Source organism: Acinetobacter chengduensis (assembly GCF_003664645.1).
Taxonomy (GTDB): Bacteria; Pseudomonadota; Gammaproteobacteria; order Pseudomonadales; family Moraxellaceae; genus Acinetobacter; species Acinetobacter chengduensis.
The window spans coordinates 63,759-78,826 of sequence record NZ_RCHC01000018.1 but is presented as its reverse complement, the minus strand read 5'-3'; the positions used below and the strand labels follow the sequence as shown (position 1 = coordinate 78,826).

At 41.4% G+C, this 15,068-nt stretch carries 16 protein-coding genes; 4 read left to right on the top strand and 12 right to left on the bottom strand.

Annotation, left to right across the window (positions count from 1 at the left end; translation table 11 throughout):
- Positions 1-132 precede the first annotated feature (132 nt).
- From fusA to D9K81_RS14505, 4 genes are all read right to left on the bottom strand, one after another.
- Positions 133-2,268, bottom strand: a complete 2,136-nt coding sequence (gene fusA, locus D9K81_RS14520; protein ID WP_120375637.1) for an elongation factor G — start codon at positions 2,266-2,268, stop codon at positions 133-135.
- A gap of 128 nt (positions 2,269-2,396) precedes the next feature.
- Positions 2,397-2,867: a 30S ribosomal protein S7 gene (gene rpsG / locus D9K81_RS14515; protein ID WP_064096978.1), complete on the bottom strand. Its 471-nt coding sequence runs from the start codon at positions 2,865-2,867 to the stop codon at positions 2,397-2,399.
- A gap of 179 nt (positions 2,868-3,046) precedes the next feature.
- Positions 3,047-3,421 carry a 30S ribosomal protein S12 gene (rpsL, locus tag D9K81_RS14510; protein WP_002050319.1) on the bottom strand — a complete coding sequence of 125 codons (375 nt, stop codon included), beginning with the start codon at positions 3,419-3,421 and terminating at the stop codon, positions 3,047-3,049.
- A gap of 188 nt (positions 3,422-3,609) precedes the next feature.
- Complete coding sequence (locus D9K81_RS14505; protein WP_120375636.1) at positions 3,610-5,022, bottom strand: EcsC family protein; 1,413 nt, start codon at positions 5,020-5,022, stop codon at positions 3,610-3,612.
- Between the two features lie 276 nt (positions 5,023-5,298).
- Between D9K81_RS14505 and D9K81_RS14500 the strand changes: the two genes are divergently transcribed.
- Both D9K81_RS14500 and hemJ read left to right on the top strand, forming a co-directional pair.
- Entirely contained in the window at positions 5,299-6,528 is a 1,230-nt protein-coding gene (locus tag D9K81_RS14500) for a beta-ketoacyl synthase N-terminal-like domain-containing protein (protein ID WP_120375635.1), read from the top strand.
- Between the two features lie 67 nt (positions 6,529-6,595).
- A complete protein-coding gene (gene hemJ, locus D9K81_RS14495; RefSeq protein ID WP_120375634.1) occupies positions 6,596-7,048 on the top strand; it encodes a protoporphyrinogen oxidase HemJ in 453 nt (150 codons plus the stop codon).
- Between the two features lie 154 nt (positions 7,049-7,202).
- Here hemJ and D9K81_RS14490 read toward each other — a convergent pair whose 3' ends face one another.
- The 7 genes from D9K81_RS14490 to D9K81_RS14455 form a co-directional block, all read right to left on the bottom strand.
- Positions 7,203-8,306, bottom strand: coding sequence for an acyltransferase family protein (locus D9K81_RS14490; RefSeq protein ID WP_120375633.1), 1,104 nt, complete (start codon positions 8,304-8,306; stop codon positions 7,203-7,205).
- A gap of 669 nt (positions 8,307-8,975) precedes the next feature.
- Complete coding sequence (gene lysM, locus D9K81_RS14480; protein ID WP_120375631.1) at positions 8,976-9,449, bottom strand: peptidoglycan-binding protein LysM; 474 nt, start codon at positions 9,447-9,449, stop codon at positions 8,976-8,978.
- 193 nt (positions 9,450-9,642) lie between these two features.
- Positions 9,643-9,879, bottom strand: a complete 237-nt coding sequence (acpP, locus tag D9K81_RS14475) for an acyl carrier protein (protein ID WP_120375630.1) — start codon at positions 9,877-9,879, stop codon at positions 9,643-9,645.
- A gap of 86 nt (positions 9,880-9,965) precedes the next feature.
- Positions 9,966-10,700, bottom strand: a complete 735-nt coding sequence (fabG, locus tag D9K81_RS14470) for a 3-oxoacyl-ACP reductase FabG (protein WP_120375629.1) — start codon at positions 10,698-10,700, stop codon at positions 9,966-9,968.
- The gene (fabD, locus tag D9K81_RS14465) at positions 10,697-11,683 is read right to left on the bottom strand and encodes an ACP S-malonyltransferase (RefSeq protein WP_120375628.1); all 987 of its coding nucleotides are present in this window, start codon (positions 11,681-11,683) and stop codon (positions 10,697-10,699) included. Before fabD ends, fabG begins: the two co-directional genes overlap by 4 nt.
- 203 nt (positions 11,684-11,886) lie before the next feature.
- Positions 11,887-12,069 carry a 50S ribosomal protein L32 gene (gene rpmF / locus D9K81_RS14460; protein WP_106986494.1) on the bottom strand — a complete coding sequence of 61 codons (183 nt, stop codon included), beginning with the start codon at positions 12,067-12,069 and terminating at the stop codon, positions 11,887-11,889.
- A 77-nt stretch (positions 12,070-12,146) separates the two neighbouring features.
- Positions 12,147-12,704 carry a YceD family protein gene (locus D9K81_RS14455; RefSeq protein ID WP_120375627.1) on the bottom strand — a complete coding sequence of 186 codons (558 nt, stop codon included), beginning with the start codon at positions 12,702-12,704 and terminating at the stop codon, positions 12,147-12,149.
- A gap of 97 nt (positions 12,705-12,801) precedes the next feature.
- On the opposite strand from D9K81_RS14455, the gene D9K81_RS14450 reads away from it, so the two are divergent.
- The gene (locus D9K81_RS14450; protein ID WP_120375626.1) at positions 12,802-13,464 is read left to right on the top strand and encodes an elongation factor P hydroxylase; all 663 of its coding nucleotides are present in this window, start codon (positions 12,802-12,804) and stop codon (positions 13,462-13,464) included.
- A 98-nt stretch (positions 13,465-13,562) separates the two neighbouring features.
- Positions 13,563-14,180 (top strand): L-threonylcarbamoyladenylate synthase, encoded by a 618-nt coding sequence (locus D9K81_RS14445; protein ID WP_120375625.1) that lies wholly within the window; start codon positions 13,563-13,565, stop codon positions 14,178-14,180.
- A 46-nt stretch (positions 14,181-14,226) separates the two neighbouring features.
- Here D9K81_RS14445 and D9K81_RS14440 read toward each other — a convergent pair whose 3' ends face one another.
- Positions 14,227-14,967, bottom strand: coding sequence for a GNAT family N-acetyltransferase (locus D9K81_RS14440; protein WP_120375624.1), 741 nt, complete (start codon positions 14,965-14,967; stop codon positions 14,227-14,229).
- Between the last annotated feature and the right edge of the window lie 101 nt (positions 14,968-15,068).

Genomic DNA, 15,068 nt, shown 5'->3' with positions numbered 1-15,068 from the left:
TACGTGTGGCTTATTACGTTCAAACTTAGCCTTAGCCATGAGAGCTTCCTTTTTAAGCTACTCATGCAGGAACACTGCATGAGCATTAGATTTTAACTATAAAATTAGTTAGGCAATATAGTAATCGAAAGATTACTCGTCGTCACCTTTTTTACCGCCAGATTGGAACTTAGAAATGATGCCTTCAGCCACGTTACGTGGAGTTTCAGCATATTTAGCAAATTCCATAGAGTAAGTCGCACGACCTTGAGACATAGAACGCATTTGAGTCGCGTAACCAAACATCTCAGCAAGTGGAACTTCAGCTTTAATTGCTTTAGTACCGCCAGGAAGATCGTCCATACCTTGAACCATACCACGACGACGGTTTAAGTCACCCATGATATCGCCCATATAGTCTTCTGGAGTTTCTACTTCTACTTTCATGATCGGTTCAAGCAAGATAGGATCTGCTTTCATGAAACCGTCACGGAATGCGTAAGAACCAGCCATTTTGAACGACAATTCGTCAGAGTCGACATCATGGTAAGAACCGTCGAACAATGTAGCTTTAATGCCTACAACTGGGTAACCAGCTAGGACACCATTCTTCATACGTTCTTGGATACCTTTGTCAACCGCGCCGAAGAATTCTTTAGGTACTACACCACCAACAACTTCTTCAACGAATTCGTATTCTTTATCAGCGCCTTCAGGAAGCGGTTCTAAACGTACGTATACGTGACCGAACTTACCTTTACCACCAGTTTGACGTACGAATTTACCTTCTTGCTCAACAGACTTTTTGATCGTTTCGCGGTAAGCAACCATTGGTTTACCAATGTTCGCTTCAACGTTAAATTCACGTTTCATACGGTCAACGATGATGTCAAGGTGAAGCTCACCCATACCAGAAATGATCGTTTGACCAGATTCTTCGTCAGTACGTACGCGGAATGATGGATCTTCCTTCGCTAAACGGCCAAGAGCGATAGACATTTTCTCTTGGTCAGCTTTAGTTTTAGGTTCAACAGCAAGTGCGATTACTGGCTCTGGGAATTCCATACGCTCAAGAGTGATGACATTTTTCTCATCACAAAGTGTATCACCAGTTGTTACGTCTTTAAGACCTACACACGCAGCGATATCACCAGCACGGATTTCTTCAACGTCTTGACGTTCGTTTGCGTGCATTTGCACGATACGACCGATACGTTCACGCTTAGATTTAACAGGGTTATAAACCGAGTCACCTTGCTTAAGAACGCCTGAATAAACACGTACGAATGTTAAGTTACCTACGAATTTATCGTTCATGATTTTGAACGCTAACGCAGAGAACGGAGCTTCGTCAGAAGATTCACGTGAGCCTTCAGTTTCGTCTTTGTCATCAAGGATACCCTTGATCGCTTCAACGTCAGTCGGCGCAGGTAAGAATTCAATAACTGCGTCCAACATACGTTGAACACCTTTGTTTTTGAACGCTGAACCACAAAGCATTGGCTGGATTTCGCAAGCCAAAGTTTGTTGACGAATACCTTTAACGATGTCTTCTTTAGAAAGATCACCTTCTTCTAAGTATTTGTCCATTAACTCTTCAGAAGCTTCAGCTGCTGCTTCTACAAGGTTAGTACGCCATTCTTCAGCTGTTGCAACTAGATCAGCAGGAATATCGCCGTATTCAAACTTCATACCTTGAGAAGCTTCATCCCAAATGATTGACTTCATTTCGATCAAGTCAACAACACCTTGGAAGTTATCTTCAGCACCAACTGGGATAACTACTGGTACAGGATGAGCGCCTAGACGAGTCTTCATTTGTTCAACAACACGGAAGAAGTTTGCACCAGTACGGTCCATCTTGTTCACGAATGCTAAACGAGGCACTTTATATTTGTTAGCTTGACGCCATACAGTTTCTGACTGAGGTTGTACACCACCTACAGCACAGTAAACCATACACGCACCGTCAAGAACACGCATAGAACGTTCAACTTCAACTGTGAAGTCAACGTGTCCCGGGGTGTCAATTACGTTGATGCGGTGTTCTTTAAACTGTTGGCTCATGCCAGACCAGAATGTAGTTGTCGCAGCAGAAGTAATGGTAATACCACGTTCTTGCTCTTGCTCCATCCAGTCCATTGTTGCTGCACCGTCGTGTACTTCACCAATTTTGTGAGATACACCTGTGTAGAACAAAATACGTTCTGAAGTTGTAGTTTTACCAGCGTCAATGTGCGCTGAAATACCAATGTTACGGTACTGAGAAATTGGGGTTTTACGAGCCATGATTTCTAGCATTCCTAAATTTTGTTGTTTAAAACAGGACGCTTTAAGCTGCAGAACAGCTTAAAGCGATTTCATGACAGCGCAATGAAAGCACTGTCAATTTTCTGAGTAGGGCCTGTTTTATCCGCTTAGAAACGGTAGTGAGAGAATGCTTTGTTGGCTTCAGCCATACGGTGCACGTCTTCACGTTTTTTAACAGCTGCGCCTTTACCTTCAGATGCATCAAGCAACTCACCAGCAAGACGTAAAGCCATAGTTTTTTCAGAACGCTTAGCAGCAGCATCTACTAACCAACGCATAGCCAAGGCAGTACGACGGGATGGGCGTACTTCCATAGGTACTTGGTATGTAGCACCACCAACACGGCGTGCTTTTACTTCAACCATAGGACGAACTTTTTCAAGCGTAGCTTCAAAGAATTCAACTGGGTCTACTTTAGATTTTTCTTGAACGCGGTCTAAAGCACCGTAAACGATACTTTCAGCAATAGATTTTTTACCATCTTGCATTACGTGGTTCATGAATTTAGCGATTGTTTGGCTACTGAATTTTGGATCCGGAAGGATTTCACGAGCAGCGACTACGCGACGTCTTGGCATTTTAAACTACCTATAAATATGACACTTCAGGTTTATCCAGCATGAGCGCAAAGTGTCATGCGCTATTCGCTGGCCTTACTACACGTCGCTTGAATTTCACAAAATTAAATGCAGAAATCAGACAAGCGAGACGATAAAGGATTGCAGTTCTAGCGAACTAAGAAGCTAATCTTTTCAGATTATTTCTTAGGACGTTTAGTACCGTATTTAGAACGTGACTGGTTACGATCTTTAACACCAGCGCAGTCTAAAGAACCACGAACGGTATGGTAACGTACACCTGGTAAGTCTTTAACACGACCACCACGGATAAGAACAACACTGTGCTCTTGTAGGTTATGGCCTTCACCACCGATGTAGCTAGAAACTTCAAAACCTGAAGTTAGGCGAACACGGCAAACTTTACGCATTGCTGAGTTAGGTTTTTTAGGTGTAGTAGTGTAAACACGTGTACAAACACCACGACGTTGTGGACAAGCCTTCAACGCAGGAACTTTAGATTTTTCAACTAAAGTCGTACGACCCTTACGGATCAACTGATTTGTTGTTGCCATTTGGCAATTCTCCCGTTAAATAAAAGCCCAAAAAAAATACTGCTTTTTGAGGGCATGCAATTGTAATTCAGGACGCAAAAATGGTCAAGATTCGACTACTCATCAAATCTCAACCAAATATTTCTTTTGTTGCTTTTTCGGCCAAATAAAACCTAATCAAATCACTAACAATCTGAAAATATAAATCTTTATTTTTTTGACTGAATAGCCTTGGATGGCAAAGAGGTATCGACTAAATTCGTATTTTCGTCGGCCTGAGCATTTTCCTGCCACAGTATATCTTCATCATTGGCTAAAGCCGCTTGTTGTGGTGGTACATTATCACTCGGCGTCACTTCTTTTTTAGCCAATGCTGCCAAGCCATCTGCCACTTGCTCATCCTGAGTATCTAATGCAGTCGTCCCATCAACATTTTCCTGTGTTTTCTTCAAGACTTTAACTTGGGTGATATTTTCATTGCCTTCAATTTCAATCGCTTTATTTAATACAGGCTCGATCAGATTGTGCTCAATGGACTTTACAGATTCCATGAGTTTAGGTGCGGCCTGCGCCAATAATTCCATTGATTTTTCATAAGCCAGCAACGGCGACAGCTGTACATCTTTGTGCTGAATTAAGTATTCACGTGCATGAGAAAAGACTTGTTGTGCTTTGTGATTTACCTCATCGACCAGACGCAAGCTATATACAGCACTAATACCCGCGCCTGCCAATGGTGTTAAACGAGTGAGCTTATCGAGCAGTGACACTTTAGACAGCTGATTCAGCCATCCCAATTTATACTCCCCATTTTCATCAACAAAATATTTTTTGAGTGCATCAATATCATTTGTTGAACCCAACATTTGTTGTAACTGACTCAAATCATGTGTTTGAATGGTGCTGGATAAAGTTTTTAATGCCAATAACAGCGTTTGCTTTTCTGCAATAACGCCCAAATCGATTTGCCTAAAAATATGTTGCACGATCTCTTGATCACTTTCTTTACTCAGATCGAAACCGTATGAGCGACCAACTTGATAGATAATACGTAAAGACATTAATAATGAAGCTGGTATATCTAAAGTTGAACCCAAAACACCAGTTGCCCCAGTTACTGCGCCTTGCAAAGAAGCCAGCCATTTATTCTGTTCAATCAAAGCCTGACTCAAACGCCTAGAACGATCGACATCTTGAGTGAGTTCTTCTAAATCACGTACACCCGCTTCATCGAGTACTGCATCAACCGAACTGAGGTTATTGCTGATTTGATTCAGTTGTTCAAACAAATAATCTGACAGTTTGTCGGAAAATTGCGGTGACACAAAGTTCGCCACATTATTCACTTTACTATAATGACGCCCTAAAAATTGACGCGACACATTCGGAAGATGCTCACGCAAAACCTGCTGTGGATTATCGTATATTTTTGATGCAAAAACGTTTGCTGTCTGATATTGGCCATCAATGACAGATTGCTTAGATGAGGCTTGTGTTAGCTTTGCCACAGAATCTGGTGCAACATGATTCAACAAAGATGTACCTGTACTACTGAGCTTTTTAGCCACTCCAACCGCATTAGAAAAGAAACCGCTTGATTGCTTATTATTCGAGTTCGCCATTCCCTACCCCATTGCCCATATTCTTACAATTCTTGATAAATACTAGGTGTAGTCAGCATTTAACTCAACCTGAATATGTATCTTTTAGTAAAGCTAAGGCGCATTTTGCACAGAAGATCGGATCTTGAAAATAGGCATAGGATTTGCCATAAGAAAACAAAAATCTTTCTGCTATTATGATTGCAATTGAAATAACTGAGTCCACGCATCATTCACAGGTGATGCATCTGATATGAAGTGCGATGGGCTCATACGCAAGCTATAAAGGATCTGCAAATGAAACGTGTTGTAATCACAGGCATGGGCATTAACTCATGTATTGGTAATACTCTAGAGGATGTAACGCATTCTTTACAGAACGGGATTTCTGGAACACGTGCAAATCCAACTTATGCTGAATTAAATTTTAAAAGCCATGTCAGCGCAGCTGCTGAACAAAATTTCGATGGTATTGACCGTCGTTTAAAACGCTTTATGGGCGTTTGTGCCATGTATGCTTACAATGCTGCAGTTGCCGCAGTTGAGCATGCGGGCTTAACAGCAGAACAAATTGGTGGCAACCCTCGTTATGGTATTGCTGGTGGTTCAGGTGGTAACTCCACTGCATCTGTTGCAGAAATGATCAAATTACTAGAAGAAAAAGGTGCTCGTAAAGTTGGCCCATTTTTCGTACCACGCAATATGTCAAACACGATCACTGCCAACGTTGGCGTAGCGTTTAAAATGCAAGGTATTGCACACTCTATTACCAGTGCATGCGCAACCTCTGCAGATGCAATTGGTTATGCATATAACCTCATTCAATTGGGCAAACAAGACCTCATGCTAGCAGGTGGCGGTGAAGAAGATCACTGGTCTCAAAGCCTACTCTTTGATGCAATGGGTGCACTTTGCTCTAAATATAATGAGACACCAGAAACAGCTTCACGCCCATATTCAGCTGACCGTGACGGTTTTGTCATTGCTGGCGGTGGTGGTTTTGTGGTGCTCGAATCTTTAGAACATGCGCAAGCACGTGGCGCAAACATCTTGGCTGAAGTTATTGGCTATGCTGCAAACTCTGACGGTGCAGATATGGTTGCACCATCTGGCGAAGGCGCAACTCGTTGCATCCTCATGGCGCTAGAAGAAGCGAAAGAACATGGCGTAGACCAAATTGACTATGTCAACACACATGGTACATCTACACCGGCGGGTGATGTGACTGAGCTTAAAGCAATGGAACGTGCATTTGGTGAAGGTCAAGTACCTCCACTTAGCTCAACAAAATCTATGACAGGTCATAGCCTTGGCGCAGCTGGCGTACAAGAAGCTATCTACTCTGTACTGATGATGCAAAATGACTTTATTGCACCTAACATCAACGTGACAGAATTAGATGAAGGCGCGAAAGGTTTTGACATCGTACTTGAAAAACGTGACGCAAAATTGAATACTGTGATGAGTAACAGTTTCGGTTTTGGCGGTGTAAACGCTTGTCTCGTTTTCAAAAAATGGGAAGGCTAATTTAAGGTCTGTAGGTTTGGCGCTTCGGCGCTAAACCCCACCCCACCGCCCTTTTAAAGGGTACATTATGGATGCTCCTTCAGATGCTTTCCTCTGGGTTAAAGCATTACATATCATCGCTGTAGTTTGCTGGTTTGCAGCACTCTTCTATCTCCCTCGCCTTTTTGTCTATCATGCTATGAGTGATGATGCAGTTAGCCATCAGCGTTTTGTGATCATGGAACGTAAGCTGTACCGTGGCATTATGTGGCCAGCTATGATCGCAACACTCATTACGGCGCATTTTCTGGTCGATTGGGGCGATGCAACCCGACATTATCATGAAGCTTTATGGTTCTACCTCAAGGTCGGTCTTGTGGGACTATTGGTGGTTTACCATTTTGTGTGTGGCTATTACCGCAAAAAGCTCATGGACAACCCACATTACAAATCACATAAATTTTGGCGTTTCTTTAATGAAATGCCGACACTGATTTTATTTGCCGTCGTTATTTTAGTGGTGGTCAAACCCACTTTCTAAGCACAAATCGATAAAACAAAAAAACCTCCATCTAGGAGGTTTTTTTGTTTTATCAATCAGACTCATCTCTCAAATATGTAATCAATACAGGATCATGCCCTTCACCAACGACACGTGCTTAACTTTCGATATCACGCCAAAAGTGACTACCCACCTACTTCATCCATTGATGTCGAATCATTCGATTAAGCGGTGCCGAATAATATTTTTCTATTGCCCAGCTGAGCAAAGCTACCGCAATCAAATAAATAGGCAATAGCATTAATTTTTCTGCTGGCAGGGTTTCTTTAGGAAAATATACCACCTTCATTAAACCCAAAATAATTAAATGAAACAAATACATTTCATAGCTACGCTGACCTAACCAAACCAGCGCACGCGAACCCAATCCTTGTACCTTCGTTGGCGCTTCTTGCGTGAAACAAAAAATTAAAACTGCTGTAAGCAAAGCAAATAGACTGACGCCCCAAGTGCTCACTTCTTTAATTGGTGCATACAAATATAGTGCACACATCAATAGCGTAGCACTAACCATAATTAACCTAGAATACCTGAGCGTGCCTTTAAAATGGTGTACACACAGCGCGGTTAAACAGCCAATCGCGATACCATCAAAACTGGAAAAATAGTGATATAGATACGCACCACTTTCTTCACCAAGATGTAAACTGCGAAAATATGGCGCATAGGCGATAATCAACAATAGAAAAACAATAAAACCTTTCCCTTGCCCTAATCCATAGCACAACAACGGAAAAGCCAAATAAAAGACCTCTTCAACAGATAGTGACCAGAGCACGCCCAAAGCATAGTTGACCCAACCATATTCAATAATCAGCAGATTCATCCAAAAACTGAACACTGAAAACACAGTCAAACCATACGATACCTCTATGCCATTAGGTGCTTGATTGAGAAATGGCTTTAACCCCAAAGCGCCTAAACCAGTCACCATCAATACCAATAACACCAAGCAAGGCAGAATCCGCGCGATACGGCGTACATAAAAATCTTTAATCCTGATTTTTGCTAAAGAGCCACTACGTTGCAAAGTATGCTGGGTAATTAAAAAGCCAGAAATCACAAAGAACATGGTCACGCCATAATTGCCATTTCGAGCAATTAAGGTACTTAAACTCTCGCCAAAGACCTGAACTCCTAAAAAAGTATCATGGAGTTTATAAGGGATATTAAAATGATGCAGGAGCACCAAAAGAATGGAAAGACCTCGAAGAATATCTATTTTTTCATTACGCATAAAATGCTGAATCTATTATTGAATTTTCAGGCTTATTAAAGAGCAATACGCCATCAAAGTCTTGTTTAAATTATTGCAGAATGTTTAGTCAAAAAGTCTAAAGTAAAATAACGCCTCATCTGACTGCACAAATACATCAATCTACTCAAGTATATGATGGTCTATGAAAAGAATATTGCATCCGCATTGGATATCATTTTTAATAAATCAATAGATTGTTGTGCCATGCGAATAAAAAACTATACCAAGGATATTAAATGAATCATGAACGCTTAATTACAGCATTCTATTACGCTATTGACGGAATAATTCTTGGATTCGGAATAGCCCTTTTTACGTCATTTTATCTCAGTACCTCTTTTAGCTCGGCTAAAATCATTCTCTTCACCATCATTTCTTGCTTTGTAATTGGTTATTTATTTCCGCATTGTATTAGCCTTCTATTTAAGTCGATTTGGAGAATTTTCGTAAAGTAGGTTTGCTTGAATACTAAAATAATGTAAATAAAACCAAACTAAAAAGATAAAATTCTGATTCTTAGAAGTATGGAAGAATATCCGTTCATTGGTTTAATTGGCTAATTTCACCAATACAAACTATATATAAAAAACCGCTGTCTAAACAGCGGTTTTATTGGATTGAGTGATATCTAAATCACCACATTCAAACTTATGCAGGAATACGTAACACTTGCCCTGGGAAAATATCGTCTGCATTTTTTAATAAAGGACGGTTTGCTTCAAAGATTTTATTGTACTGGTTGGCATCACCATAAAATTCTTTAGAAATTTTAGACAGATTGTCTCCCGACTTTACAGTATAAAATTTACTTTCTGGCTCAGGCGATGCGACTGTGAGCTGATCATCGACTTGTGCAACATGGTCAATATTACCCACAGCCAAAATAATTTTCTCGCGGTCTGCCTGACTTTGCACCTGACCTTTGACCGTAGCCAAGTCAGATGTGCTGTTATAGCTCACTGATAGCCCCGTAACAGGCAATCCTAAAGCTTTAACATGACCAAGTAACTTATTTGCGATTTCTTGTGCAGATGGCTCTGCTGGCGTTGCTGGGGCAGCTTGTGGTTCTGCAGGTGCTGTATTTTTTTTACCAATGCCTTTTACAAAATCAAAAAGACCCATTGTTATTCTCCATAGTTTTTGATGTGTTATTTAAAAATCGTTGTACTTATTGTTTATAGCTAAAAACATAACTAATTTTAGGTGCGCTTTGGTGACAGAAAAGTAAGTGAATGTAAATTAACCGCTTAGAAAGCAGCTATAAAAAAAGCCACCTTAAAGGTGGCTTTTAATTTCAGCAAGCTGAAACAGCGTATTAACCAAGTTTTTTAGTTACATAGTCAATTGCTGATTGAACAGTTGTGATTTCGTTAGAATCTTCATCTGGAATAGTGATGTCGAAGTCGTTTTCGAAAGACATAACAAGCTCAACTAGGTCAAGAGAGTCTGCACCTAAGTCATCCATGAAAGATGCTTCGTTTTTAATTTCTTCAACTTTAAGACCAAGTTGTTCAGAAACTGCTTGTTTAACGCGTTGTTCGATATCGCTCACAGGAATTCTCCTCATTGCTTGTGGCGTTTTTAATGCCGTTAGTTTAATTCAATCTAAAAAATTTGGGAAGTTTATACATCAGCCAATTAGCTCATGTATAAACCACCATTTACATGTAAAACAGTGCCAGTAATGTAACTTGCCTTATCCGAAGCTAAGAAACTTACAGCATTCGCAATATCTTGTGGCTCACCTAAACGATTCAAGGCCACTTGATCACTCATTTTCTTACGAATTTCTTCACTTAACTGCTCAGTCATCTCTGTTGCAATAAAGCCAGGCGCCACGCTATTAACTGTAATTTGGCGACTACCCATCTCTTTTGCGAGACTACGACTAAAAGCTTCAATTCCAGCTTTTGCTGCAGAGTAGTTAGCTTGTCCAGGGTTTGCAAAATGAGCAACCACTGAACTGATGTTAATAATGCGTCCAAAACGTGCCTTGGTCATACCTTTTAGCACACGTTTAGATAAACGGTATACGGCCTTCAAATGAATGTTCAGAATATCATCCCAATCATCTTCAGACATACGGAGTAACAAATTATCTTTAGTCACGCCCGCATTATTTACTAACGCAAGAACTGGACCATAATTTTGTTCAATATCGGTAATTAATGCATCAATAGCAACGCCGTCACGCACATCCAATACTTTACCTGCACCATTTTCAGCAAATGATGTGGACAGTTTTTCCGCACCCGCTTCAGAAGTAGCAGTACCCACTACAAAATAACCGTCTTGAATGAGTTGTTGAGCGATGGCTGCACCAATCCCTCGGCTCGCTCCAGTCACCAATGCAACTTTGCGTTCTTGTGTCATGCGATTTTCCCTTCCGCCACTAAAATGGCATTTAAAGCATCTTCCATACGACTTTTTGAGTCGAGTGGGAATGCTTTTTCAATGTTTGGCAAACGTTTCGCCAGATTTGCAAGCACATTGCCTGGACCACATTCCACGATATATTGAATGCCTTGATCCTGCACATACTGCATTGTCTTCGTCCATTGCACAGATTGGTACAATTGCTCAGTCAATGCTTTACGTAAGGCTGCTGTATCTGTTGCGATTTCCGCGTTGACATTTTGTATTACAGGTATGCTAGGGAGCTCAATGGCAGTTTGTTCCAAAGCTTCTGCAAACTGTACAGCTGCAGGTTGCATCAAGGCACAGTGCGATGGTACAGAGACTGGAAGTGCGATGGCCTTACCACCTGCTTCTTTAGCCAAAGCCATCACAGCTTCAACTTCGGCTTTGTCTCCTGCAACCACGACCTGACCTTTGGCATTATAGTTAGCCGCTTGCACTGAGCCTTCAGCAGAAGCTGTCGCTTGTTCACAAAGTGCAATCACTTGAGCATCTTCTAGACCCAAAATGGCCGCCATTGCACCTTTACCTTGTGGCACAGCAGACTGCATCAATTTGCCACGTAAATTGACCAGTTTTGTAGCATCAGCCAAAGTCATCGCACCAGATGCAACCAATGCGCTGTATTCACCCAGTGAATGACCTGCAAGGTATTTTGGTGCAACGCCACCCAGTTCCAACCAAACACGCCATAACGCGATACTTGCTGTCAAAAGTACGGGCTGGGTAAATTCAGTTTGATCTAAGCCTTCGCCACTTTGAGCAATGTGCCACAAATCAAAGCCTACAGCTTCAGATGCTTCTGCAAATGTTGCTTGCACGCTACTAAACTGTTCTGCAAGTTCTGCGAGCATGCCTGCTTTTTGTGAACCTTGACCTGGAAACACAAACACGGTTTTCGTTGCTTGAGCCGCTTGTTCGATTTGTTTAGCAGACATAAAAAATCCTTTATTTTTAGACCAGCGGTAATATCAAATGATCAATTTACCAGCAAGCCTTCATGTACGCCGATGTATGGAGCGAAAATTTACCACTTATTTTTGCTTTAAGTAATTGCCAAATACAACAAAATTCAGCACAAAAAAAAGGGAGCTTTCGCTCCCATTTTTTCTACTAAGCTTGACGCTTAATACATCACCAATTATTCAGCAGATGCTTTAGCGAATAATTGACGACCACGGTAGACACCATCTTTAGATACGTGGTGACGACGGTGAGTTTCACCAGTCGTTTGGTCTACTGTTAATGCATTCTCGGTTAAAGCGTCATGTGAACGGCGCATGTCACGGCGAGAGCGACTTTTACGGTTTTGCTGAACGGCCATGATGGCTCCTTACAAAGATCGAAAAAATGGATCAGAACAAATTCGATTGTCTTATACTTAACAGTATAACACAAAAATTAGTTAAGTTTACCCTTCAAAGCAGCCAAAACTTCAAACGGGTTATCCCGTTTTTCTTCAGCTAACTCTTCTACGGCAGGTTGATGCTTATGTGCACATGAGTCATGCTTAGGTGACAAAGGCATCAACAATAACAATTCATCCTCTATCAGTGAGAGTAAATCCGCTGTAGCAGGTGCATCGTATGTACCTTTTACAGTTGCTTCACTTTCACCTAAAACGATGAAATCAGCATCCTCATCCAAGCGCTCTATCAGTGACTCATCATCCACAAGAGCCAGATGAAAATCTGAAATGAAGTTCATTACAACGGGCTCCAGACAACGCTGGCATTGCATTGAAACATTCGTTTCAGCATGACCATCTAGCCATACAATACGATGATAGGCATCCATTGATAGCTTACAGTCAATTTTGATCAATTGATCATCAATTGATCCAACAGCTTCACGGGCAATACGAACAAAACGAGATAAAGGCAGTTGACCTGACCACGTAAAGCCTTGTTCGGCCCATTTAAACGGCTCAATCTGTGCCGGAAAGGTATTTGCTGACATAATTAAGGCGGCAATTCTACAAATTCATAAGTACTCTGTCAAAGATTAAGATACAATTTTGTACTTATTTAGACAGACCAATTGGGTAATTTCAGTCATGCATCTGTTGCAGCCGCAAACAGAAGTGAATATTTCATCACTCGTTAGCACACTTTCAAACTCTAATTCTGACACCTCGCGTCCACAAGTGCAACTGTTGCCTTGGGCGAATTTACAATCAGAATCGGAACAGGTGAATTGGCTTATCTTACATTTTAATCATTGGTTTTCACACTTAAATGTGACCTTAGTGAAAGGTGATTTTGAGCCTGAATATTTTCCAGAAGATGAACATGGCCCTGCACGCATACAATTTGCTCATGGTTACTTTAATAGCGCATTACATGAAATTAGCCATTGGACCATCGCTGGCGCACAACGACGCTTACTACCTGACTTAGGTTATTGGTATGCACCAGATGGTCGAACAGCAGAACAACAAGCGCTTTTTGAGCAAGTTGAAATCAAACCACAAGCCATAGAATGGTTATTTTCTAAGGCTTTCGGTCGCAAGTTCCGCGTATCTTTGGACAATTTAACTGGTGATGGTGGTGACGGTTCAGATTTTAAAGACAATGTATTTCGCCAATTACAGCGCTATTTTTCAGGCGAAGCTAAACTCCCTAAGGATGCAATCCGCCTGATTGATTGTATTTGCCAGTGTACTCGGCAAGGTAGAGCACTTGCATTAGATGAATTTAGCCGTGAAATGCTTGATTAAATTACACAATTCTATCAACTGCGCATTGCGCATTGAGCTAATGCACAGCCATAATAAACTGACTGAACAATAACAAGCTAAACTTCGGAGGAATCAATATGTTGCATCTACGCGTACATCCAGATAATCCTCAGCCTCGCTTAATTAGCCAAGCCGTCGAACGAATTCGTGCAGGTGATGTCGTGGTTTATCCAACTGACGCTGCCTATGCCATTGGTTGCCAAATTGGAAATAAGCACGCCATGGAGCGGATTTCCAGAATTCGTCAGCTGGACGCCAAGCATCAATATGCGATTATTTGTGCCGATCTATCCGACATTGCCACGTATGCCAAAGTCGACAACGCCATGTATCGCTTACTCAAAAATAATACACCAGCCATTACCACGTTTATTTTGCCAGCGACCAGTGAAGTTCCTAAGCGTTTAATGCACCCAAAAAAGAAAACGATTGGCCTACGCATTCCAAGCAATCCAATTTGCCAAATGTTACTCAAAGAACTAGGCGAACCCCTACTCACCTCAACTTTAATTTTACCCGGCCAATCTGCGCCAATTGATGACCCCTATGACATTGAGATGCAATTGAGCAAATTAATTGATGTTTTGATTGATGGTGGGCTTGGGACGTTAAATACCACCAGCATTGTGAATCTTGCAGGTGAATATCCAGAAATCATTCGTCGTGGTGTGGGTGATGTCAGTGCTTTTGAATAAGCACTGATGGTTCAAATGATATTGATGTTATTGCTTGGACGCCCATTTATAAGGAAGGCATCAGCTCAACTAAGCTAACTTTCTGCTGGCCTTGCGCATCAAAATTTGTGTCGGCCAGCCATGCTTCATACGCCAGTTGTACGTTGGGCCATTCAGTATCAATGATTGAAAACCACGCTGTGTCACGATTTCGACCTTTGACAATACGATCTTGTCTAAATGTGCCTTCATATTGAAAGCCAAAACGTAGCGCGGCTTTTTTGGAAGGTGCATTCAAATCATCACATTTCCATTCCACTCGTCTATAGCCTTGAGCAAAACAATGTTTTAACAATAAATACAGCACTTCTGTAGCTGATGTGCTTCGTTTCATTTGATGTGAAAAATATACATTGCCAATTTCAATCACACGATGTTCAGGTCGAATATTTAATAAACCCACCCAACCCACAACACCTTGCGCCGTTTCAATAACAAAATGAACTGCATCTACGAAATTAAAATTGTGATCCAGCACCTTCATGAGCGCCTCTGGCTGTGCAAAACCTGAATATGGTAAATAGGTCCAACATGTAGCATTAGGTTCACTTTGAACCACCTGCCAAATCTGTTGATGCTGAATTGGGCTCAGTGTATGGGTAGACAATAAGTGGAGTTTGACTGTACGCCCCTCTAAAGAACTGAAAGCTGGTTTAATTGAATCAAATGAACTGACTAAGACTCCAACTGTAGGTTGACCCTGCTCTTGATCCGCATTTCTCAGATTATTGTTTGTGTCATTGTTCATATCATTATCCCTATAGCTGGCCTGACTACATGTTACATAGCACGCTACAATGTGCCTTTACGCTGTGATATTGCAATCATTTTGTTTTGAAAATGCGCGGC

Coding starts and splice junctions, on each gene's coding strand:
- fusA (WP_120375637.1), bottom strand. CDS start 2,268: ATGGCTCGTAAAACCCCAATTTCTCAGTACCGTAACATTGGTATTTCA.
- rpsG (WP_064096978.1), bottom strand. CDS start 2,867: ATGCCAAGACGTCGCGTAGTCGCTGCTCGTGAAATCCTTCCGGATCCA.
- rpsL (WP_002050319.1), bottom strand. CDS start 3,421: ATGGCAACAACAAATCAGTTGATCCGTAAGGGTCGTACGACTTTAGTT.
- D9K81_RS14505 (WP_120375636.1), bottom strand. CDS start 5,022: ATGGCGAACTCGAATAATAAGCAATCAAGCGGTTTCTTTTCTAATGCG.
- D9K81_RS14500 (WP_120375635.1), top strand. CDS start 5,299: ATGAAACGTGTTGTAATCACAGGCATGGGCATTAACTCATGTATTGGT.
- hemJ (WP_120375634.1), top strand. CDS start 6,596: ATGGATGCTCCTTCAGATGCTTTCCTCTGGGTTAAAGCATTACATATC.
- D9K81_RS14490 (WP_120375633.1), bottom strand. CDS start 8,306: ATGCGTAATGAAAAAATAGATATTCTTCGAGGTCTTTCCATTCTTTTG.
- lysM (WP_120375631.1), bottom strand. CDS start 9,449: ATGGGTCTTTTTGATTTTGTAAAAGGCATTGGTAAAAAAAATACAGCA.
- fabG (WP_120375629.1), bottom strand. CDS start 10,700: ATGACACAAGAACGCAAAGTTGCATTGGTGACTGGAGCGAGCCGAGGG.
- fabD (WP_120375628.1), bottom strand. CDS start 11,683: ATGTCTGCTAAACAAATCGAACAAGCGGCTCAAGCAACGAAAACCGTG.
- rpmF (WP_106986494.1), bottom strand. CDS start 12,069: ATGGCCGTTCAGCAAAACCGTAAAAGTCGCTCTCGCCGTGACATGCGC.
- D9K81_RS14455 (WP_120375627.1), bottom strand. CDS start 12,704: ATGTCAGCAAATACCTTTCCGGCACAGATTGAGCCGTTTAAATGGGCC.
- D9K81_RS14450 (WP_120375626.1), top strand. CDS start 12,802: ATGCATCTGTTGCAGCCGCAAACAGAAGTGAATATTTCATCACTCGTT.
- D9K81_RS14445 (WP_120375625.1), top strand. CDS start 13,563: ATGTTGCATCTACGCGTACATCCAGATAATCCTCAGCCTCGCTTAATT.
- D9K81_RS14440 (WP_120375624.1), bottom strand. CDS start 14,967: ATGAACAATGACACAAACAATAATCTGAGAAATGCGGATCAAGAGCAG.